Source organism: Limimaricola cinnabarinus (genome assembly GCF_047631075.1).
GTDB lineage: Bacteria > Pseudomonadota > Alphaproteobacteria > Rhodobacterales > Rhodobacteraceae > Limimaricola > Limimaricola cinnabarinus.
Genome location: NZ_JBLHYX010000009.1, coordinates 82,949 through 102,854, shown reverse-complemented (window position 1 = coordinate 102,854; position 19,906 = coordinate 82,949). Strand labels below are relative to the sequence as shown.

Genomic DNA, 19,906 nt, shown 5'->3' with positions numbered 1-19,906 from the left:
ATCCGGGGTTTGTCGCCAAGTTTTACGGCGCCGCCGCGGTCCCTGCTTCGGCCTCACCGCCCGTGTTGCTGAGCGTGGTCGGGACCGCCGCGCTCTCGACATAACCCTCGAAGATCACGGCCGCGTATTTGCCGTTGAGCAGGTTGGGATGGCCCTGAACAAAGCCCGAGACCTCGGTGACGGTGCGGCGGTTGGCGCGCTCCGACTGAGAGGTGGCGATGAGGGGGCGCGTTTCTCCGAAGGAGGCCACCGCCTCGAGACGACGCGCGTCGAGGCCCTGCGCCACGAGATAGGCGACGGCGGCACGGGCCCGGCGCAGTCCGAGCGCCTCGTTGTAGGCGTCGCTCCCCACGAGGTCGGTATGGCCGTAAACCCGGAACCGCAGTTCGGGATAGCGGCGGATCCAGTTCGCCTGCCGCTGCAGTGTAGCGCGCGCGGCGGTGTCGAGCTGGTCGGAGTTGAAGGCGAAGTTGATCACCGTGTCGACCTCCGCGGCGAACTGCCGCGCGAGATCCACCCTGATCCCCTCGGAGGCCTGTCCCTGCGCCACGGTATTGGTCAGCGTGGCGCTGCCGAATCCGGCGGTGTTGCCGCCGGCCTCCTGATCGAAGCCCGGCGGCGCGGCGCAGGCGGCGAGCGAGAGGGCGCAGCCCAGCGCGGTCAGGACGTGGCGCATCGCGGTTCCCTCCATCAATCGAGCACGTAGCCATAGGAGCCCGAGAAGTCCTGCCGCGCGATTTCGCCCGCGCCGCCCGATTGCGGCGCGCGATCGGCCGCGATCCGCCCGAAGAGAAACAGATCGCGCTCGGTCGGCGGGCGGACCCGGTCGGTGGGCATGGCCAGCGTCTCGCCACGGGTGGGCGTGACCAGATGCGGTGTGATGATGATCACGAGTTCGGTCTGCTGGCGGCTGTATTCGGCGGAGCGGAACAGCGCGCCAAGCACCGGAATGTCGCCCAGCCACGGCACCTGTCCCTTGAGATCGCGGAAATCATCCGACAAGAGCCCCGCGATGGCAAAGCTTTCGCCATCGCGCATCTCGACCGTGGTCGAGGTCTGCCGCCGCCGGAAGGCGTCGACGGTGAAGCCGTTGGCTGTGAAGCCGTTGGTAGGGTCGATCGAGCTGACCGAGGCGTTAAGTTCGAGGTTGATCAGGTCGCCCTCGACCACGCGGGGAACGAAGTTGAGCTCGACGCCGAAGGGCTTGTATTCGATCGCGATGTTGCCGCTGTCCTGGCTCACCGGGACCGGGTATTCGCCGCCGGCGAGAAAGCTCGCCTCCTGACCCGATAGGGCGGTGAGGTTGGGCTCGGCCAAGGTCCGCACGACGCCGCGATTCTCGAGCGCTTCGAGCAGCAGGCCCACCTCGACGCCGCCCGCGTTGAACCCGAACAGCGTCGCCGCGTTGCCGGTGCTGACGCTCGGCAGGCTGCCGCCCAAGGCGGTGCCCAGCGCGCCCGAATTGGCCAGTGTGTTCGTACCGATGGCCAGACCGAGATTCTCGCCCAAAGCGGTGCCGCGTGCGCCGAGCGAGGCCGAGAGCGATTTGCTCACCGAGCGCTGCATCTCCGAGAAGCGGACCTTGAGCATCACCTGCTGGGTGCCGCCGACGCTCATCAGGTTGGACACGCGTTCGGGGGCGTAGCGCTGGGCCAGCTCCAGCGCGCGGTCGAGCTTGCCGATGGAACTGACCACGCCCGACAGCACGATGCCGTCATTGGCGGTGCGCACTTCGATCGGCTCGCCGGGCAGGATCTGCTCCAGGCGCTCCTTGAACTCGGCGATGTCGGGGGTGACGTGGACCTCAACATTGGTGATCAGGCGACCGTTTTCGCCCAAGACGGTGAGGGTGGTGCGGCCCGGCGCCTTGCCCAGCACATAGATGGTCCGGTCGGTGAGCGAGGAGATGTCGGCGATGCCGGGGTTGGCGATCGAAAGCTCGGTGAAGGGGATATCGCTCTCGACCACGACGGCGCGGTTCATCGGCACCTGAAGCGCTCCGGTTGGAGAGCCGCCCAGTATCCTGAGTGCTTCGGCCTGGCCCGCCGCCGGGATCGCCATCGCCAGGGCGAGGCCGGTCAGGCCGGCCCGGAGGGTATGTCGGATGCTCATCGGGCCGCCTCGCTGCAGGTCGTGCATCGGGGTCTTGTCGTGCCCCGTCGTGGCGAAGCCTGCCCGACGGCGCGGCGTATTGCAACGCGCGGCGGGGCATGGAACGGGTCTGTGGGCGCGCGGCCACAGGCCGCGCGCTCTGGCCACCCGCTCAATTGGCGCAGGGAATCGCGATTTCGACCACTTCGGCGCCCCTGCGCGTGCGTACCGAGCAGACCTCGGGCGGGGGCGGGGGGGCGGCTGCGATCTGCGGCGCCGCCTCGGGTTCTGGCTCGGGCGCGATGCCGAGCAGGCTGCGCTGATCTACTTCCACGGTGCCTGCGACCTTGTCGTCGAACAGGCCCACGAGAGACAGCGCCAGCGTGCCGGTGGACTGGGCTTGGGCGAGCTTGGCAACCTGCTCGGGCGAGGCCTGCACCGTCACGGTGCGGGCGATGATCGCCTCGGCGCGGCCCTGATCGGCGGTCTGATCGACGCCGACCAGCTCGAGGCCGGTCTCGATCAGCTTGGTGACGTCGCGGGCATCGGTGCCTTTCGCGACGGAGCCGGTCCAGTAGACATCGACCCGATCGCCCGGCCGCAGAAAGCCTGATACGCCGCTTGCCGCGTTGACGCTGATCGCGAAGGCGCGCATGCCGCTGCCCAAGCGCGTGCTGATGCCCGCATCGCCACCCGGTGCGGTAATCTTCGAGGCCAGCACCGGCTCGTTCGGCTCCATCGGACGCAACACGATGCGCGGCACGTCTTCACCCTCGGGAAAGAGCGCATCGAGGTCGGGGAAGGTGCCTTCGGGCAGGAACTCCTCGGCATAGAGGATCGGCCTGAGGTCTTCGCGGGTGATGACCGTGCCATAGGGCAGGGCCCGCGAGACGCCCACGACCTCGACCGTCGGCTGGCGCAGCGAGGCGGCCTCGCGCTCGGCCATGATGGCGGCCTGCTGCTCGTCGAAATAGCCCTTGATCATGTAGACCGCAAAGCCCGCAAGCCCGAGGCCAAGCATCAGGACCAGTCCGAATACCGTTCTCATCTCGTGTCTCCTCTCGGGTCGGGGCTTGTCATTGATCGAGGTCGTCGACGAAGCTCTGCGCGCTGCTCAGGTTGGTGTTGTAATTCCCCTCGGGCGATTTCGAGGCCGACGCGAAAACCGCAACGACGGAAATCGACAACCCCACTAGGGCGGCCGTCAGCACGACCCAGTCGATGGTCACGGCACCGTCATCTTGCTGCCAAAGGGCGATTATTGAATTCGTCATGCCAACTTCCTGTCTAGATCGCTGGGGCTCTGCTGAACTTCATTGTCAGGATTGACGGATGATTGTGGCACGGCGATGGGCATATCTGGCCCTAAGCGGGGCTGTCTGCATCCACCAGAAAAATGGGCCGCACCCGGGGTGCGGCCCATTTGGCGACTGGCATCAGAAGCGACTCAGTAGGTCTTGCCAACTTGACTGGTCAGGTTGGTGCCGATGCCATCGGCAAGGGTCTTGGCGCCGCCGGTCACCTGACCGAGAATCACCACGCCGAGGCCGACGATGGCGGCAGTGAGCACGACCCAGTCCACGGTGACCGCACCGTCTTCATCCTTGGCGAAAGTCTTGAAGAAGTTGAGCATGTTGTAACCCTCCTCGGGGCAATGATGAACGTTCTCTACCCGTGCGGGCTGTTTCGGCCGGGATTTGTCCGGTTGCGATCACCGCGTTGGATGTCCCTATATGCGCTGTCGATTGGGGCGGGAGTTTGTTTGCACTCGCGCGTTTTTCGCGCGCTTTGCCGTCAACCGACACGCATGGGGCGTGTCGGTTTCTCCTCAGGCGCCAACACAGTGATCGACGGGGGCATCGTTGCGCGATGCGGGTCGATAGGGTGCGCAGGAGAATCGCGGCAACTGTGGGGCTGGCCGATGACGCCTGCGAAACTGTACGGACCGATCGCCCTCGCGGCGGGGCTGTTGCTCGGGGCGGTGGGGCCTGTGGCGGCAGAAAGGATCGGCACCGACTTCACCTATCGCCGGATCGCCGTCCCCAAGACGGGTGCCCGACGGATCACCGTGCAGATCGCCCCCGTGACCCCTTTCAAGCCCGCAGCGCCCCCCTCGGCCGGACAGGGTGGCACGGGCGCGGCGGGGGCATCCCCCGCCCCCGTGGGACGGCCCGCAGCCGAGTGGTTCTGGACCGCCGTTTCGCCCCGCCTGTCCGAGAGCGGGCCGGGGCGGCTCGAACAGGCGCTGGCGGCCTTGCGCGACGCTCCGGCCGGGGCCGCCGCGACACCGCGGTTGCAACATCTGCAGGAGATCGCACGCCTGCACGGCGCCGACATCATGCGCATGACCATCGGCACCAAGGTGTCCCCGGCGCTGGCGCTGTCGGTGATCGCGGTGGAGAGCGCGGGGCGCGCCGACGCGGTCAGTTCGGCCGGCGCGCAGGGGCTGATGCAGCTCATGCCCGCCACGGCGGCGCGCTTCGGGGTCACCGACAGCCGCGTCGCCACCGAGAACATCCGCGGCGGCATCGCCTATCTCGACTGGTTGATGGGACATTTCGACCGCGACCCGATCCTCGTGCTCGCGGGCTACAACGCGGGCGAAGGATCGGTGCGCGACAATGCGGGCGTGCCGCCCTATGCCGAAACCCGCGCCTACGTGCCCAAGGTGCTGGCCGCCTGGACCGTGGCGCGGGGGCTTTGCCTGACGCCGCCGGTGCTGGTGAGCGACGGCTGCGTCTTTTCGGTGAACCGCCTTTAGGTCTCAGGCGAAGTGCTGCGCCGCCTCAGGGTGCCGCCGCGCCCAGACTGCGACATAGGAGCAGGCCGGCACGATGCGGAACCCTTCCGCCCTCGCATCCTCGACCATCGCCGCGACGAGGGTGCTCGCATGACCGCGCCCCTCATGCTTGCGCGGCACGCCGGTATGGGTGGCCAAGCGCGTCTCGCCGCGGGCCACCCATGTAAGTTCGGCTTCGGAGCCATCTTCGAGATCGAGGACATAGCGACCCCTCTCGGGGCCGCCCTCTCGCGTTACCTCAGACAATGGTCGCCTCCGTGGCTGCGCGGATCTCGTCTTCGGTGACGCCCGGCGCGCATTCGACAATTCTGAGCCCGCCCTCGACCACGTCGAGCACCCCCATGCCGGTGATGATCCGGTCCACCACCGCCTTGCCGGTAAGCGGCAGCGAACATTCTTTCAGAAGCTTGCTTTCGCCATGCTTGGAGGTGTGGTCCATCACCACCACGACGCGGCCGACGCCGGCGACGAGGTCCATCGCGCCGCCCATGCCCTTCACCAGCTTGCCGGGGATCATCCAGTTCGCCAGATCGCCGTTCTCGGCCACCTCCATGGCGCCGAGGATCGCCATGGCGATCTTGCCGCCACGGATCATGCCAAAGGAGGTCGCGCTGTCGAAATAGGCGGTGTGGGGCAGCTCGGTGATGGTCTGCTTGCCAGCGTTGATGAGATCGGGATCGATCTCGTCCTCGGTCGGGAAGGGGCCCATGCCAAGCATGCCGTTCTCGGATTGGAGCGTCACATGGATGCCTTCGGGGATGTAGTTCGGCACGAGCGTCGGAATGCCGATCCCGAGGTTAACATAGGTGCCGTCCTCGAGTTCCTGCGCGGCGCGTGCCGCCATCTGCTTGCGATCCCAGCCCATGATCAAGCCTCCCTCAGGGTGCGCTGTTCGATGCGCTTTTCGTGCTCGCCCTGGATCAGACGGTGCACGTAGATGCCGGGCAGGTGGATGTGATCGGGGTCGAGCGATCCGGCAGGCACGATTTCCTCGACCTCGGCCACGCAGACGCGCCCGGCCATCGCGGCGGGCGGGTTGAAGTTGCGAGCGGTCTTGCGGAACACGAGATTGCCGGTTTCGTCGGCCTTCCACGCCTTGACAATCGACAGGTCGGCGACGATGCCGCGCTCGAGGATGTAGGTCTCTCCGTCGAAGACCTTCTCCTCCTTGCCCTCGGCCACCTTCGTGCCGACGCCGGTCTTGGTGTAAAAGCCCGGGATGCCCGAGCCGCCCGCGCGCATCCGCTCGGCCAGCGTGCCCTGTGGCGTGAACTCCAGCTCCAGTTCGCCCGACAGGTACTGGCGCATGAACTCGGCGTTCTCGCCGACATAGGAAGAGATCATCTTCTTCACCTGCCGGGTCTGCAGCAGCAGACCGAGGCCGAAATCGTCGACGCCCGCATTGTTCGACGCGAAGGTGAGGTCCTTCGTGCCCGCGTCGCGGATGGCGGCGATCAACAGCTCTGGAATGCCGCAGAGGCCAAAGCCCCCGGCGGCGATCAGCATCCCGTCGGACAAGAGCCCATCGAGTGCCGCGGCCGCGTCCGGATAGATTTTTTTCATGCGTCTCCCCCTGTTGTCACGGGGCGAGAGTTGCGCCGGGCGGGCGCGAAGTCAATGCGGATGCCGCGCTGCAGCGGGCGGCGCGGCATCCCGCCCGGTCGGAGCCTACTCGGCCGCCTCGTCTGAGGCCTCGGGTTTTTTCGCGGGCGCTTTTTTCGCGGTGGTCTTCTTGGCCGCCGCCGATTTCGTCGCAGGTTTCTTAGCTGCGGTGGTCTTGCTGGCCGTGGCCTTCTTGGCGGCGGGTTTCTTCGCCGCCGTCTTCTTGGCCGGGGCCTTCTTCTTGCCGCCCTTCGCGGCCTTCTCGTCCACCAGAGCGATCGCCTGTTCGAGGGTCAGCGCCTCAGGCTCCACGTCCTTGGGCAGGGTCGCGTTGACCTTTTCCCACTTCACATATGGCCCGTATCGCCCCGGCATCACGGAGAGGGCGCCACCCGAAGGATGCTCTCCCAGCTCCTTGAGCGCCTTGGCGGCGGCGCCGCGACCGGCGCGCCCGGCAGCTTTCTGCGCCAGCACCTCGACGGCCCGGTTCATGCCGATCTCAAAGACTTCGTCCACCTCCTTGAGGTTGGCGTAAAGCTTGCCGTGCTTGACGAAGGGGCCGAAGCGGCCAAGCCCGGCCTCGACCGGCTCGCCATCTTCGGGGTGATGGCCGACGAGGCGCGGCAGCGACAGGAGCGTCAGCGCCTTGTCGAGATCCATCGCATCCGCCTGCCAGCCCTTGGGCAGCGAGGCACGCGGCGGCTTGGGCGTGTCTTCGGTCGGCTCGCCGCGCTGGACATAGGGGCCGAAGCGCCCGGTCTTGAGCCAGATATCGTCGCCGCCATCCTCGCCCAACACCCGGTCGGCACCGGTGTCGGCACCGTCGCCGCCGATGGGCCGAGTATAGCGGCATTCGGGATAGTTGCCGCAGCCGACGAAGCCCCCCGTGCGCGAGGTCTTGAGGTGCAGCTGGCCGGTGCCGCATTGCGGACACTGACGCGGATCGGTGCCATCCTCGCGCGGCGGGTAGAGCTGCGGCGCCAATGCTTCGTCGAGCACGTCGAGTACCTCGGTGATCCGAAGCTCCGAAGTTTCGGCGATCGCGGCCGAGAAATCACGCCAGAACCGTGCCAGCAGCTCCTTGTAATCAGCCTTGCCGGCCGAGACGTCGTCGAGCTGTTCTTCGAGTTCGGCGGTGAAATCGTATTCGACGTAGCGTTTAAAGAAGTTGAGCAGGAAGATCGTGACGATCCGGCCCTTGTCCTGCGGAATCAACCGGTTCTTGTCCTTGGTGACATAGTCGCGGTCCTGGATCGTGCCGATGACGCTGGCATAGGTCGAAGGGCGGCCGATGCCGAGCTCTTCCATCCGCTTGACCAGCGTCGCCTCGGTGTAGCGCGGCGGCGGCTGGGTGTGGTGCTGCAGCGCCAGCACGGCGCCGGGGCCACCGAGCACGGCGGCGTCCTTGTTCTCCTCGGTCGCCTTGGCGAAGGCGCTCTTCAGCGTGCCCGACGCGAATTTCGCGGCCTCACCCTGATGGATCTGCGGCAGGCGGCGGTCGTCATCGCTCTCGACGTCGTCGCGGCCCTCTTCATAGACCTTGAGGAAACCGTCGAAGAGCACGACCTGCCCGGTGGCGCGCAGCATCACCTGCTCGTCGCGGCTGCCGATGTCGACGGTGGTGCGCTCCATCCGCGCGGCTTCCATCTGGCAGGCAAGCGTGCGCTTCCAGATCAGGTCGTAGAGCTTGCGTTGCTCGGGCTCCAACCGCGCCAGCTTGGAGGCGTCGCGCGACATGTCGGTGGGCCGGATGCACTCGTGGGCTTCCTGCGCGTTCTTGGCCTTGTTCTTGTACATGCGAGGGCTTTTGGGGACATAGGCCTCGCCATAGCGCGACTTGATCTCGTCGCGCGCGGCCATCACCGCTTCGGGGGCCATGTCGATGCCATCGGTCCGCATATAGGTGATATGGCCCGCCTCGTAGAGCCGTTGCGCCGCCGACATCGTCGCCCGCGCACCCATGCCGAACTTGCGGCTCGCCTCCTGCTGCAACGTGGAGGTCATGAAGGGGGCCGAGGGGTTGCGGGAGGCAGGCTTCGCCTCGACCGAAGCCACGGTGAGATCGCGCGAGGCCACGGCCTGCACCGCCATCTCGGCCTGCGTCCGGTCGGCGATGTCGAAGCGGTCGAGCTTCTTGCCCGCCAGCAGGGTAAGCCGCGCCTCGTATTCCTGGCCTCGGGGCGTGACGAGCTGCGCCTTGACGCTCCAGTATTCGCGGGGGTTGAACGCCTCGATCTCCATTTCGCGCTCGACGATGAGGCGCAGGCAGACCGATTGCACGCGCCCCGCCGATTTCGCGCCGGGCAGCTTGCGCCACAGCACCGGGCTCAGGTTGAAGCCCACGAGGTAGTCGAGCGCCCGCCGCGCCAGATAGGCGTGCACCAAGGGCGCGTCGACCTCTCGCGGGTTCTTCATCGCCTCGGTCACTGCCGCTTTGGTGATCGCGTTGAAGACGACGCGGCTGACCGGCGTGTCCTTCTTGAGCACCTTGCGCGCGGTCAGCGCCTCCTGCAGGTGCCACGAGATCGCCTCGCCCTCGCGATCGGGGTCGGTGGCGAGAATGAGGTTGGGGTCGGATTTGAGCGCGTCGGCGATGGCCTTCACGTGCTTGCGGCTGTCGGCGCCGACCTCCCAGCGCATGTCGAAATCATTATCGGTGTCGACCGATCCGTCCTTGGCCGGCAGGTCGCGGACATGCCCATAGGAGGCGAGGACGGTGTAGTCCGACCCGAGATAAGTGTTGATCGTCTTGGCCTTGGCCGGAGATTCGACGACGACGACGGGCATGGGGAATCCTCGGGTCAGGGGAGGGACGCTTTGGGCGGGCAACATGTGGCGGGCCTCGCCGCATTGTCAATGCGCCCTGATCCCACTGCCGTCCCGGGGCCCTCAGCCCTCCGTCCGTTCGAGATCGTGCCGCACCAGCAGCCCGCCGGGTTGTCGGCCAACCTGACCCGAAAGCTCCAGCTCTACCAGCGCCTGCAACACTTGCGCCGCAGGAAGGCCGAGATCACGCAACAACTGATCCTCGGCCAGTGGCGCGGCGCAGAGCCGCTCCAAGATGCGAGCAGGGAGATCGTCGTTGGGAGCGGTGGACATTTCGACGCGACGGGGCGGGGCCGCCGGGGGCTCCGGTGACAGGATGGGCCCCACGAGGTCGAGCACGTCCTGCGCGCCGCGCACCAAGGTGGCCCCGTCACGGATCAGCAGGTTGCAGCCACCGGCGCGGGCATCGAAGGGATGACCGGGCACCGCCAGCACCTCGCGCCCCGCCTCCAGCGCCGCGCGAGCGGTGATGAGGCTGCCCGAGCGCGTTGCGGCCTCGACCACCACCACCGCCCGCGACAGCCCCGCGACGATGCGGTTGCGCGCCGGGAAATGGCGGCCCTGCGGCGCGAGCCCCAGCGGCTGCTCCGACAGGATCAGCCCCTCGCGGCCGATGCGGGTCGTCAGATCGGAATTCTCGGGCGGGTAGGTGACGTCGACCCCGCCCGCCGTCACGGCGATGGTGCCGCCACCGAGCGCGGCCTCATGCGCCTGCGCGTCGATGCCGCGCGCCAGCCCCGAAACCACGACCCAACCCGCCTCCGACAGATCCGCCGCCAGCCGGCGCGCCATGCGCCGTCCCAGCGAAGAGGCGTTGCGCGCGCCGACCATGGCCAGCATCGGTCGCCGCAACAGGGCCGCGCGGCCCCGAAGCCAAAGCAGCGGCGGCGCGTCGGACAGGGCGGCGAGATCGGCGGGATAGAGCGGATCGCCATGGACGAGCAGCCGCGCGCCTGCGGCCTCGGCCGCGGCCATCTCGGCGCGCGCGGCCTGCGGGGTGCAGGCGGCGTAATCCTCGATCCCAGCGGTCCGCGCGACATCGGGCAGCACGTCGAGCGCCGCGCGGGCCGAGCCGTGTTCGGCCAGCAGCCGCCAGTAGGTGGCGATGCCGACACGGCGCGAGCGCAACAGGCGCAGGCGGGACAGCGTGTCCTCTTCCGTTGTGGGTGGGAGTGGGGGGTGAGCGGAAGAAGTCGGGTTCTGGGCCATCCGCGCCTCGCCTGTTGCAGGCTCAGGTCTAGGTCGCTTTGGTTAACAGCGCGTAAACCAAAGCGAACATCGAGGACGGCCCGAGGCCGGGAAGCCTAGCTCCCTGATCCGCCGACCGTCAGCCCGCCGATCGTCAGCGAGGGCTGGCCCACGCCCACCGGTACCCATTGGCCGTTCTTGCCGCAGTTGCCGATGCCCGGATCGAGCGCCAGATCGTTGCCGATGGCGCGGATCTGCTTGAGTGCGGTCGCCCCGTCGCCGATCAGCGTAGCACCCTTGACCGGTGCGCCGATCTTGCCGTTCTTCACGCGGTAGGCCTCGGTGCAGGAGAAGACGAACTTGCCCGACGTGATGTCGACCTGCCCGCCGCCGAAGCCCACGGCCCAGATCCCATCCTTGAGATCCGCCACCATTCCCGCCGGATCGTCCTTGCCCGCGAGCATGTAGGTGTTGGTCATGCGCGGTATCGGCGTGTGGGCAAAGCTCTCGCGCCGACCGTTGCCGGTGGGCGCCACACCCATCAGCCGCGCGTTCTGCCGGTCCTGCATGTAGCCGACCAGCCTGCCATCCTCGATCAGCGTCGTGCGATTCGAGGGCGTGCCCTCATCGTCGAAGGTGAGCGAGCCGCGCCGGTCGGGCAGGGTGCCGTCGTCGAGCACGGTGACGCCGGGGGCCGCGATCTGGCTGCCCATCAGACCGGCGAACGCCGAAGAGCCCTTGCGGTTGAAGTCGCCTTCGAGCCCGTGGCCGATCGCCTCGTGCAACAGGATGCCGGGCCAGCCCGGTCCGAGCACCACGCCCATGACGCCTGCCGGCGCGGCCTCGGCGTCCAGGTTGACCAGAGCGATGCGCAGCGCCTCGCGGACCACCGGCTCCCAATGGTCGCGTGCCATCAGCCCGTCGAGGCCGAAGCGGCCGCCGCCCCCCATGTTGCCGCTCTCGCGTCGCCCGTTCCGTTCGACGATCACGCCGATGGAGATGCGCGCCATCGGGCGGATGTCGGTGTAAAGCGCGTCCTCGGGCCGCAGGATCGCCACCTCCTGATGCGAGGCCGCGAGGCTCGCGGTGACCTGCACCACCTTCGGGTCGAGCGCGCGGGCGAAGGCGTCGATCTCGCGCAAAAGATCGACCTTCACCCCGAAGGCGGCCCCGGCGATCGGGTCGGCGTCGGTATAGAGATGGCGGTTGGTGCGCGCGGGTGCCTCGGCCAGCGTGCCGCCGCCATCGCCCACGGCAAGCCGGGTGGTGGCGACGGCGCGCCCGAGCGCGTATTCGTCGATGGTGGTGGAATGCGCGTAGCCCGAGGTCTCGCCGCGCACCGCGCGCAGGCCGAAACCTTCGGCGGCGTCGAAATTGGCGTGGCGCAGCCGACCGTCATCGAAGCCCAGAACCTCCGAGCGGCGGCGCTCGATGAAGAGTTCGCCGTCATCGGCCCCCGCCACCGCCTCGCGCAGCAGGCGCAGGGCCTCCGCGCGGTCGAGATGGGTTGCGAAAGGGTCGAAAGCGGGCTCAGCCTGCAATGAGGACATGCGATGTTCCTTGGATGCCGCGCCGCCGGTGGGCGTCCGTTTGCCGCAACCCGACAGCTTGTTCTGCGCGGCAGTTTATGGGAATAGACCCGCGGACGACAGGGGATTCCGCCCAAGCGGGGGCCTCGGGGCGCCGACTTACGCCACACACGCAAGGTAGAGACATGCACCTCACAAAGCCCCTCGCCGTGCTCGGGACCGCCACAGCCACCCTGATGGCGGGCATGGTCTCGGCACAGGAGCAGATCGCCGAACTGCCGATCATCGGTCGTCCGGTCGACGGGGCCGTGGGCTGGCAGCCCGCCGCCACCAAGCTGGCGCGCGACATCCACTGGCTCGACGGCATGCTGCTCGTCATCATCACCGCCATCACGCTCTTCGTCACGGGCCTGCTGATCTTCGTGATCCTGCGCTACAACCGCAAGTCCAACCCCAAGCCCGCGGTGTTCACCCATAACTCGCCGCTCGAGATCGCATGGACCATCGTGCCGATCGTGATCCTGATCTTCATCGGGGCCTTCTCGTTGCCGGTGCTGTTCGACCAGCAGGAGATCCCCGAGGGCGACGTGCACATCAAGGTCACCGGCTTCCAGTGGTACTGGGGTTATGAATATGTCGACGAGGACGTGGCCTTCGAAAGCTTCATGATCGGCGCGGGCATGGGCAACCTCAATGAGGATATCCTGGCCGAGCTGAACGAGGCCGGTTACGGTGCCGACGAGTTCAAGCTGGCGACCGACACCGCCGTGGTGGTGCCGGTGGGCGCCACCGTGGTGATGGACGTGACCGGCGCCGACGTGATCCACTCCTGGACCATCCCGGCCTTCGGCGTGAAGCAGGACGCGGTGCCGGGCCGGATCGCCCAGCTGTGGTTCGCCGCCGAGCAGGAAGGCGTCTATTTCGGCCAGTGCTCCGAGCTATGTGGGAAGGACCATGCCTACATGCCGATCACCGTCAAGGTGGTGAGCCCCGAGGTCTACGAGCAGTGGCTCGCGGGCGCCAAGGAAGAGTATCCGGCCTGAGCCGGGACGCGCATGACGGGGCCGGGCGCGGATGCGCCCGCCCGACCCGGCGGCAGCGCCGCGACACGACATGACGACCGGCCGGGACAACCCGACCGCGACGGCGGGGCAGACCCCCGCGACCGCGCCACCAGCGACGGCGGATGATGACCGCCGGACGGGAGCCCGCATGACCGATGCCAGCATGACCGACGTGAGCTACAACGGCGCCCCCGAAGCGGGCTTGGGCGATTACTTCGCACTGCTGAAGCCGCGCGTGATGTCCCTCGTAGTCTTCACCGCACTGGTGGGCCTTTTGGTGGCCCCGGTGCCGGTGCATCCCTTCCTCGGCTTCGTGGCGGTGCTGTGCATCGCCGTGGGCGGCGGGGCCTCGGGCGCGCTCAACATGTGGTGGGACGCCGATATCGACGCGGTGATGCGCCGCACCAAGTCGCGCCCGATCCCTGCGGGCAAGACCACGCCGGGCGAGGCGCTGGCGCTGGGCCTCGCGCTCTCGGGCTTTTCGGTCGTGGTGCTGTTCCTCGCCGCCGGGCCGCTCGCCGCCGGGCTTCTGGCCTTCACCATCTTCTTCTACGCCGTGATCTACACGATGTGGCTCAAGCGTTCGACGCCGCAGAACATCGTCATCGGCGGCGCCGCAGGCGCGTTCCCTCCGATGATCGGCTGGGCTGCCGCCACTGGCGACATCGCTATCGAAAGCGTGCTGATGTTCGCGCTGACCTTCATGTGGACGCCGCCACATTTCTGGGCGCTGGCACTGTTCGTGAAGTCCGACTACGGCGATGCCGGCGTGCCGATGCTGACCGAGACGCATGGCCGTCGCTCCACCCGCCGCCACATCCTCGCCTATACGGTGCTTCTGGTGCCGGTGGCGCTGGGTCTGGGGTTCACCTCGATCGGCGGGCCGATCTATCTCGTCATCGCCGCGGCGCTGAACATCCAGTTCCTCGGCGGTGCGTGGCGGCTTTACAACCGCGACGAAGCCGCGGCCGAGGCCGATGGCTATGCCGCCGAGAAGAGGGTCTTCAAGATCTCGCTCGGCTATCTTTTCCTGCATTTCGGCGCGCTTCTGATCGAAGCGGCGCTACGTCCTTGGGGCGGTTCCTGGCAGATCCTGTCGGGGCTGGTCGGGGTATAAGGAGACATGTCCATGCGTGTCGAACATGAACTGCATCACCGCAGGCGGGGCCGCAACTGGGGCGTCGGGCTGCTACTCGTGGGCTTTGTCGCCCTGATCTTCGGTCTCACCGTGGTCAAGACGCTGAGCTTGGGCTCGATCGTCGAGCTGGAGCGCTTCGACCATGTCGCCCGGCCGCAGTTGGTGCCTCAGGAGGCGCCTGCGCAATGACCGATCGGGACCGCAAGCTGCGCCGCACCGCGCTACAGACGGCGGGCGTCGTCGTTGTCATGGGGGCGCTGGCCTGGGCTGCGGTGCCCTTCTACAGCTGGTTCTGTCAGGTTACCGGCTTTGGCGGTGCCACCTCGGTGGCCGAGACCGCCTCCGACACCGTGCTCGACCAGAGCATCACCGTGCGCTTCGACGCCTCGCTGGAGCGGGGCATGCCTTGGGAATTCAATCCGGTCGAGCGCCAGATGACGCTCAAGATCGGTGAGACGGGACTGGCCTTCTACGAGGCCCACAACCCGACCGACCGCCCGGTGGCGGGGAAGGCGGCCTACAACGTCGCCCCCTATGCCGCTGGCGGCTATTTTGAGAAGATCGAATGCTTCTGCTTCACCGAGCAGGTGCTGCAGCCCGGCGAGACGGTGCTGATGCCGGTGAGTTTCTTCGTCGATCCGGCGATCGTAGAGCATCGCGAGGCCAAGTATGTCCACGAGATCACGCTGAGCTATACCTTCTACGAGATCGACTTGCCTCAGGACACGGAGACGGCCGCACTTGCGCCGGGCAACGAGTCTTTGACACGAACCGCCGCTCAGGCGATAGACACGAACTGAACGAAAGGCCCGAGGGATCGACGCAATGGCGCATGAGAAGAACCACGACTACCACATCCTGGCCCCGTCCATCTGGCCGTTCATCGCCGCCGTCGGCGCCTTTGCCATGCTGTTCGGCGCGGTCACCTGGATGCACGGCTCCGGCCCCTGGCTGTTCCTGATCGGCCTCGCGGCGGTGCTCTACACCATGTATGGCTGGTGGGCCGACGTCGTCGGCGAAAGCCGCATCGGCGATCACACTCCGGTGGTGCGGATCGGCCTGCGCTACGGCTTCATTTTCTTCATCATGTCCGAGGTCATGTTCTTCGTGGCGTGGTTCTGGGCGTTCTTCAAGAACGCGCTCTATCCCATGGGCCCCGAAAGCCCGATGGTCGACGGCACCTGGCCGCCCGAGGGGATCACGACCTTCGACCCGTGGCACCTGCCGCTGATCAACACGCTGATCCTGCTGTGCTCGGGCGCGGCGGCGACCTGGGCGCACCACGCGCTGGTGCATGACAATAACCGCAAGGACATGCGCAACGGCCTCGCCATCGCGATCGGCCTCGGCCTGATCTTCACCGCCTTTCAGGCGCTGGAGTACTGGGAGGCACCCTTCACCTTCGGCGGCAACGTCTATGGCGGCGTGTTCTTCATGGCGACGGGTTTTCACGGCGCGCATGTGATCATCGGCACGATCTTCCTTGCGATCTGCCTGATCCGCCTGCAGCGCGGCGACTTCACCCCCGAGAAGCACGTGGGCTTCGAGGCGGCGGCATGGTACTGGCACTTCGTCGACGTGGTCTGGCTGTTCCTGTTCATGGCGATCTACGTCTGGGGCAGCTGATCGGAACGGGCCTGCGCGTCCGACCACACTTCAGCCCACCGAATACGGACGCGCGGGCCCTCCCGCGCGTCCTGTCCGTTTCCGGAGACACGATGCGCCGAACCTTTCTCCCGCTGCTCATGGGCCTCGTCGGCTGCGTCATCCTGATCGGTCTGGGTGTCTGGCAGCTTCAGCGACTGTCATGGAAAACGGCGATCCTCGCGGATCTCGACGCACGCATCCTCGCCGCTCCCGTGCCGCTCGCGGGGCTCGACACCGCCGACCCGCAGGCGCAGCGCTACCTGCCCGTGGTGGCGCAGGGGCAGCTGACCGGTGAAGAGCTTCATGTGCTCAGCGCCGCCGACGGGCCCGGCTACCGCGTCATTGGCGTGCTCGATACCGCGCAGCGGCGGGTCATGGTGGATCTGGGCTTCGTGCCGCTGGGGGCCAAGGATATCGGGCGCGCCGCATCCGACGTGATGATCACCGGTAACCTGCACTGGCCGCAGGAGGTCGACGACTGGACCCCCGCCCCCGACATGGCCGTCAATATCTGGTATGCCCGCGACGTGGCCCCGATGGCCGCCGCTCTCGGCACCGCGCCCTTGATGATCGTGGCCCGGCGGATCACGCCCGAGCTGGGCACGGCCCCCATGCCGCTTGACAGCGCCGCCGTGGCGAACGACCACCTCGGCTACGCGATCACCTGGTTTTCGCTGGCGGCCGTTCTGGCCGTCATGACCGGCTTGTTCCTGTGGCGCGGCCGCCGCGTCGCCCCCTGATGATTTCGAAGGACCGACCCATGCGCTACGTCTCCACACGGGGCCAGGCCCCGAGCCTCTCCTTCGAGGAGGCGATGCTCACCGGGCTCGCCCGCGACGGCGGCCTCTACGTCCCCGAGACGGTGCCGATGTTCGACCGCGCCCAGATCGCGGCGATGGCGGGCCAGCCCTACGAGGAGGTGGCCTTCCGCGTGATGCGCCCCTTCATCGGCGACGCCTTCACCGAGGACGAGTTTCGAGGCCTGATCGCCAAGGCCTATGCGAGCTTTGCCCATCCGGCACGCGCGCCGCTCAATCAGATCGGCGCGAACCATCACCTGCTTGAGCTGTTCCACGGGCCGACGCTGGCCTTCAAGGACTTCGCCATGCAGCTGATCGGTCAGCTGTTTCAGGCCTCGCTGGAGCGCTCGGGAGAGCGCATCACCATCGTCGGCGCGACCTCCGGCGACACGGGCTCGGCGGCGATCGAGGCGTTCCGAGGGCTGGCCAATGTCGACGTGGTGATCCTGTTCCCGCATGAGCGGATCTCGGAGGTGCAGCGCCGCCAGATGACGACGCCGTCGGAGGAGAACGTGCACAGCCTCGCGGTGACGGGCGATTTCGACGACTGCCAGGCTGCGCTCAAGGACATGTTCAACGACTTCGCCTTTCGCGACGAGGTGCGGCTCGCCGGCGTGAACTCGATCAACTGGGGCCGGGTGCTGGCGCAGGTGGTATATTACTTTACCGCCGCCACCACGCTCGGCGCGCCGCACCGCGAGGTGGACTTCACCGTGCCGACCGGCAATTTCGGCGACATCTACGCGGGCGACATCGCGCGTCGTATGGGGCTGTCGATCGGGCGGCTGGTGATCGCCACCAACCGCAACGACATCCTGCACCGCACGATCCAGAGCGGCGAGCATCGCAAGTCCGGCGTGACGCCCACGATCAGCCCCTCGATGGACATCCAGGTCTCCTCGAACTTCGAGCGCGCGCTGTGGGACGCCTATGGGCGCGATGGCGCCGCCGTTGCCCAGCTGATGGACGAGCTCAAGCGCGATGGCGGTTTCGCGGTGAGCCAAGGCGCCATCGGACGGTTGCGCGACGGCTTCGCCTCGGGATGCGCCTCCGAGGACGAAACCCGCGAGACGATCCGCCGCGTCTACGCCGAGACTGGCGAGCTCCTGTGCCCGCATTCCGCCGTCGGCGTTCATGTGGCCGAGGCGCATATCGGCGACAACCCGATGGTGACGCTGGCCACCGCGCACCCGGCCAAGTTCCCCGACGCGGTCGAGGCCGCCACCACGATCCGGCCGCCCCTTCCCACCCGGATGGCGGGGCTGTATGACCGGCCGGAACGGGTGACGCGGGTCGAGAACGATCTCGCCGCCCTGCAATCCGTCATTCGGGAGAAGATCGCACGGTGAGTGTCCAGCTTCATACCCTGTCCAACGGCTTCCGCATCGCCACGGAGCGGATGCCGGGGCTGCAATCGGCCTCGATCGGCATCTGGGTGCTGGCCGGTGGCCGCCACGAAACCGCCGATCAGAACGGTATCGCGCATTTCCTTGAGCACATGGCGTTCAAGGGCACCAAGACGCGATCGGCGCTCGCCATCGCCGAGGCGATCGAGGATGTGGGCGGCTACATCAACGCCTACACCTCGCGCGAGATGACGGCCTATTACGCGCGGGTGCTGGGTCAGGACGTGGGGCTCGCGCTCGACGTGATCTCGGACATCCTACTGAATCCGGTTTTCTCGGAGGAGGAGATCGAGGTCGAGCGGGGCGTGATCCTGCAGGAGATCGGTCAGGCGCTCGACACGCCCGACGACATCATCTTCGACTGGCTTCAGGAAGAAGCCTATCCCAATCAGCCCTTGGGCCGCACCATCCTCGGCCCCGCCGAGCGGGTCTCGGCCTTCAGCCGCGCCGATCTGGCGGATTTCACCCGTTCGCATTACGGCCCCGGTCAGCTGATCCTGTCGGCGGCGGGCGACGTGGACCACGACGAGATCGTGCGCGAAGCCGAGCGGCTGTTCGGCGGGCTCGCGCCGCGCGTCACCGCGCCGATCCAGCCGCCCGCGCGCTTCATGGGCGGCGAAAAGCGGGTCATCAAGCCGCTCGAGCAGGTTCATTTCGCCATGGCGCTCGAAGGGCCGGACTACCGCGATCCCGCGATCTACACCGCGCAGATCTATGCCACGGCCCTGGGCGGCGGCATGTCTTCGCGGCTATTCCAGAAGGTGCGCGAGGATCGCGGCCTGTGCTACACGATCTTCGCGCAGGCCGGGGCCTATGAGGACACCGGCATGACCACGATCTATGCCGGCACCTCGGCCGAGGAAATCGGCGATCTGGCGCGGATCACCATGGACGAGATGAAGCGCGCCGCGCATGACATGTCCGAAGCCGAGGTCGCTCGCGCTCGCGCGCAGATGAAGGCCGGAATGCTGATGGGGCTGGAGAGTCCGTCGAACCGGGCCGAGCGTCTGGCACGGATGCTGGCGATCTGGGGCCGGGTGCCCGGCGTCGAGGAGGCGGTCGAGAAGATCGATGCCGTCACCGTCGAGGCCGTGCGCGACTTTGCCGCCCATGCGGCGGGCGGCGCGGGCAGCGCGCTGGCGCTCTACGGTCCGGCCGAGACCGCGCCGCACCTCGAAGAGCTGAAGGAAAGGCTCGCCGCCTGATGCTCGGCCAGCGTCGGCGGGTCCAGATCGAGACGGAACGGCTGACACTGCGCCCGCCGGTACATGGCGATTTCCGCGCGTGGGCGGCGCTGCGGCAGGATTCGGCGGCCTTTTTGACCCGATGGGAGCCGACATGGGCGCCCGATCACCTGACGCGGCGCGCCTTCACCAATCGCGTCTACTGGGCGCAGCGGTCGATCAGCCAGAACACCGCGTTGCCGCTGTTCCTGATCCGTCGCGAAGACGACATGCTCTTGGGCGCGATCACGCTCGACAACATCCGCCGCGGTCCGGCGCAGGCGGGCACCACCGGCTACTGGATCGGTGCGCCCTTCGCGCGGCTGGGCTACATGCGCGAAGCGGTGCAGGCGGTGGTGCACCACGCCTTCACCGCGATGGAGTTGAGCCGCATCGAAGCGGGCTGCCTGCCGGAGAACACGCCGTCGCGGCGGCTGCTGGAACGCTGCGGCTACAAGTACGAGGGCGTGGCGCAAAGCTACCTGCAGATCGACGGGCGCTGGCGCAATCACGTGCTTTACGCCAACCTGCGGGCTGACCGGCGCGGACGCACCGAGACCGGTTGACCGCCGATACGAGGCCAAGGGAGGTC

General features: G+C 67.4%; 21 protein-coding genes. 10 read left to right on the top strand and 11 right to left on the bottom strand.

The genetic code is table 11. The features are described 5' to 3' along the window. Positions 1–22 precede the first annotated feature (22 nt). The 5 genes from ACJASC_RS09420 to ACJASC_RS09400 all read right to left on the bottom strand — a co-directional run bounded on the left by ACJASC_RS09420 (position 23) and on the right by ACJASC_RS09400 (position 3,724). A complete protein-coding gene (locus ACJASC_RS09420; RefSeq protein WP_415145462.1) occupies positions 23–676 on the bottom strand; it encodes an OmpA family protein in 654 nt (217 codons plus the stop codon). A 14-nt stretch (positions 677–690) separates the two neighbouring features. Then, positions 691–2,112, bottom strand: a complete 1,422-nt coding sequence (locus tag ACJASC_RS09415) for a type II and III secretion system protein family protein (RefSeq protein WP_045319659.1) — start codon at positions 2,110–2,112, stop codon at positions 691–693. A 151-nt stretch (positions 2,113–2,263) separates the two neighbouring features. Beyond that, complete coding sequence (gene cpaB / locus ACJASC_RS09410; RefSeq protein ID WP_415145459.1) at positions 2,264–3,139, bottom strand: Flp pilus assembly protein CpaB; 876 nt, start codon at positions 3,137–3,139, stop codon at positions 2,264–2,266. Between the two features lie 28 nt (positions 3,140–3,167). Next, entirely contained in the window at positions 3,168–3,365 is a 198-nt protein-coding gene (locus ACJASC_RS09405; protein WP_045319642.1) for a hypothetical protein, read from the bottom strand. Between the two features lie 173 nt (positions 3,366–3,538). Then, the gene (locus ACJASC_RS09400; RefSeq protein ID WP_021692705.1) at positions 3,539–3,724 is read right to left on the bottom strand and encodes a Flp family type IVb pilin; all 186 of its coding nucleotides are present in this window, start codon (positions 3,722–3,724) and stop codon (positions 3,539–3,541) included. 288 nt (positions 3,725–4,012) lie between these two features. On the opposite strand from ACJASC_RS09400, the gene ACJASC_RS09395 reads away from it, so the two are divergent. Continuing rightward, a complete protein-coding gene (locus ACJASC_RS09395) occupies positions 4,013–4,852 on the top strand; it encodes a lytic transglycosylase domain-containing protein (protein ID WP_415145457.1) in 840 nt (279 codons plus the stop codon). A 3-nt stretch (positions 4,853–4,855) separates the two neighbouring features. Here ACJASC_RS09395 and ACJASC_RS09390 read toward each other — a convergent pair whose 3' ends face one another. The 6 genes from ACJASC_RS09390 to tldD all read right to left on the bottom strand — a co-directional run bounded on the left by ACJASC_RS09390 (position 4,856) and on the right by tldD (position 12,057). Beyond that, positions 4,856–5,137 (bottom strand): GNAT family N-acetyltransferase, encoded by a 282-nt coding sequence (locus tag ACJASC_RS09390; protein WP_021692707.1) that lies wholly within the window; start codon positions 5,135–5,137, stop codon positions 4,856–4,858. Beyond that, positions 5,130–5,756: a 3-oxoacid CoA-transferase subunit B gene (locus tag ACJASC_RS09385; protein ID WP_415145454.1), complete on the bottom strand. Its 627-nt coding sequence runs from the start codon at positions 5,754–5,756 to the stop codon at positions 5,130–5,132. Before ACJASC_RS09385 ends, ACJASC_RS09390 begins: the two co-directional genes overlap by 8 nt. Positions 5,757–5,758: 2 nt before the next feature. After that, a complete protein-coding gene (locus ACJASC_RS09380) occupies positions 5,759–6,454 on the bottom strand; it encodes a CoA transferase subunit A (protein WP_021692709.1) in 696 nt (231 codons plus the stop codon). 105 nt (positions 6,455–6,559) lie between these two features. Then, positions 6,560–9,280, bottom strand: a complete 2,721-nt coding sequence (gene topA, locus ACJASC_RS09375; RefSeq protein WP_415145452.1) for a type I DNA topoisomerase — start codon at positions 9,278–9,280, stop codon at positions 6,560–6,562. 102 nt (positions 9,281–9,382) lie between these two features. Beyond that, on the bottom strand, positions 9,383–10,528 hold the full coding sequence (gene dprA / locus ACJASC_RS09370) for a DNA-processing protein DprA (RefSeq protein WP_021692711.1): 1,146 nt from the start codon (positions 10,526–10,528) through the stop codon (positions 9,383–9,385). A gap of 95 nt (positions 10,529–10,623) precedes the next feature. Continuing rightward, positions 10,624–12,057 (bottom strand): metalloprotease TldD, encoded by a 1,434-nt coding sequence (gene tldD / locus ACJASC_RS09365; RefSeq protein WP_415145449.1) that lies wholly within the window; start codon positions 12,055–12,057, stop codon positions 10,624–10,626. A gap of 164 nt (positions 12,058–12,221) precedes the next feature. Between tldD and coxB the strand changes: the two genes are divergently transcribed. The 9 genes from coxB to ACJASC_RS09320 all read left to right on the top strand — a co-directional run bounded on the left by coxB (position 12,222) and on the right by ACJASC_RS09320 (position 19,880). Beyond that, on the top strand, positions 12,222–13,079 hold the full coding sequence (coxB, locus tag ACJASC_RS09360) for a cytochrome c oxidase subunit II (RefSeq protein ID WP_415145447.1): 858 nt from the start codon (positions 12,222–12,224) through the stop codon (positions 13,077–13,079). Between the two features lie 169 nt (positions 13,080–13,248). Then, entirely contained in the window at positions 13,249–14,217 is a 969-nt protein-coding gene (cyoE, locus tag ACJASC_RS09355) for a heme o synthase (protein ID WP_415145445.1), read from the top strand. A 6-nt stretch (positions 14,218–14,223) separates the two neighbouring features. Next, entirely contained in the window at positions 14,224–14,427 is a 204-nt protein-coding gene (locus ACJASC_RS09350; RefSeq protein WP_045319643.1) for a hypothetical protein, read from the top strand. Further along, on the top strand, positions 14,424–15,038 hold the full coding sequence (locus tag ACJASC_RS09345) for a cytochrome c oxidase assembly protein (protein WP_415145443.1): 615 nt from the start codon (positions 14,424–14,426) through the stop codon (positions 15,036–15,038). The genes ACJASC_RS09350 and ACJASC_RS09345 overlap by 4 nt, the downstream gene beginning before the upstream one ends. A gap of 25 nt (positions 15,039–15,063) precedes the next feature. Beyond that, positions 15,064–15,864 carry a cytochrome c oxidase subunit 3 gene (locus tag ACJASC_RS09340; protein ID WP_021692717.1) on the top strand — a complete coding sequence of 267 codons (801 nt, stop codon included), beginning with the start codon at positions 15,064–15,066 and terminating at the stop codon, positions 15,862–15,864. 92 nt (positions 15,865–15,956) lie between these two features. Beyond that, positions 15,957–16,625, top strand: a complete 669-nt coding sequence (locus tag ACJASC_RS09335; RefSeq protein WP_415145441.1) for an SURF1 family protein — start codon at positions 15,957–15,959, stop codon at positions 16,623–16,625. Between the two features lie 20 nt (positions 16,626–16,645). Then, entirely contained in the window at positions 16,646–18,034 is a 1,389-nt protein-coding gene (gene thrC / locus ACJASC_RS09330; RefSeq protein WP_415145439.1) for a threonine synthase, read from the top strand. Beyond that, positions 18,031–19,296: a M16 family metallopeptidase gene (locus ACJASC_RS09325; protein WP_415145437.1), complete on the top strand. Its 1,266-nt coding sequence runs from the start codon at positions 18,031–18,033 to the stop codon at positions 19,294–19,296. Before thrC ends, ACJASC_RS09325 begins: the two co-directional genes overlap by 4 nt. Then, entirely contained in the window at positions 19,296–19,880 is a 585-nt protein-coding gene (locus ACJASC_RS09320; protein WP_415145435.1) for a GNAT family N-acetyltransferase, read from the top strand. Before ACJASC_RS09325 ends, ACJASC_RS09320 begins: the two co-directional genes overlap by 1 nt. The last annotated feature ends 26 nt before the right edge of the window (positions 19,881–19,906 follow it).

Bases quoted from the DNA above. Each gene is read 5' to 3' on its own strand.
- ACJASC_RS09420 (WP_415145462.1), bottom strand. From the start codon at position 676: ATGCGCCACGTCCTGACCGCGCTGGGCTGCGCCCTCTCGCTCGCCGCC.
- ACJASC_RS09415 (WP_045319659.1), bottom strand. From the start codon at position 2,112: ATGAGCATCCGACATACCCTCCGGGCCGGCCTGACCGGCCTCGCCCTG.
- cpaB (WP_415145459.1), bottom strand. From the start codon at position 3,139: ATGAGAACGGTATTCGGACTGGTCCTGATGCTTGGCCTCGGGCTTGCG.
- ACJASC_RS09405 (WP_045319642.1), bottom strand. From the start codon at position 3,365: ATGACGAATTCAATAATCGCCCTTTGGCAGCAAGATGACGGTGCCGTG.
- ACJASC_RS09400 (WP_021692705.1), bottom strand. From the start codon at position 3,724: ATGCTCAACTTCTTCAAGACTTTCGCCAAGGATGAAGACGGTGCGGTC.
- ACJASC_RS09395 (WP_415145457.1), top strand. From the start codon at position 4,013: ATGACGCCTGCGAAACTGTACGGACCGATCGCCCTCGCGGCGGGGCTG.
- ACJASC_RS09385 (WP_415145454.1), bottom strand. From the start codon at position 5,756: ATGGGCTGGGATCGCAAGCAGATGGCGGCACGCGCCGCGCAGGAACTC.
- ACJASC_RS09380 (WP_021692709.1), bottom strand. From the start codon at position 6,454: ATGAAAAAAATCTATCCGGACGCGGCCGCGGCACTCGATGGGCTCTTG.
- topA (WP_415145452.1), bottom strand. From the start codon at position 9,280: ATGCCCGTCGTCGTCGTCGAATCTCCGGCCAAGGCCAAGACGATCAAC.
- dprA (WP_021692711.1), bottom strand. From the start codon at position 10,528: ATGGCCCAGAACCCGACTTCTTCCGCTCACCCCCCACTCCCACCCACA.
- tldD (WP_415145449.1), bottom strand. From the start codon at position 12,057: ATGTCCTCATTGCAGGCTGAGCCCGCTTTCGACCCTTTCGCAACCCAT.
- coxB (WP_415145447.1), top strand. From the start codon at position 12,222: ATGCACCTCACAAAGCCCCTCGCCGTGCTCGGGACCGCCACAGCCACC.
- cyoE (WP_415145445.1), top strand. From the start codon at position 13,249: ATGACCGATGCCAGCATGACCGACGTGAGCTACAACGGCGCCCCCGAA.
- ACJASC_RS09350 (WP_045319643.1), top strand. From the start codon at position 14,224: ATGTCCATGCGTGTCGAACATGAACTGCATCACCGCAGGCGGGGCCGC.
- ACJASC_RS09345 (WP_415145443.1), top strand. From the start codon at position 14,424: ATGACCGATCGGGACCGCAAGCTGCGCCGCACCGCGCTACAGACGGCG.
- ACJASC_RS09340 (WP_021692717.1), top strand. From the start codon at position 15,064: ATGGCGCATGAGAAGAACCACGACTACCACATCCTGGCCCCGTCCATC.
- ACJASC_RS09335 (WP_415145441.1), top strand. From the start codon at position 15,957: ATGCGCCGAACCTTTCTCCCGCTGCTCATGGGCCTCGTCGGCTGCGTC.
- thrC (WP_415145439.1), top strand. From the start codon at position 16,646: ATGCGCTACGTCTCCACACGGGGCCAGGCCCCGAGCCTCTCCTTCGAG.
- ACJASC_RS09320 (WP_415145435.1), top strand. From the start codon at position 19,296: ATGCTCGGCCAGCGTCGGCGGGTCCAGATCGAGACGGAACGGCTGACA.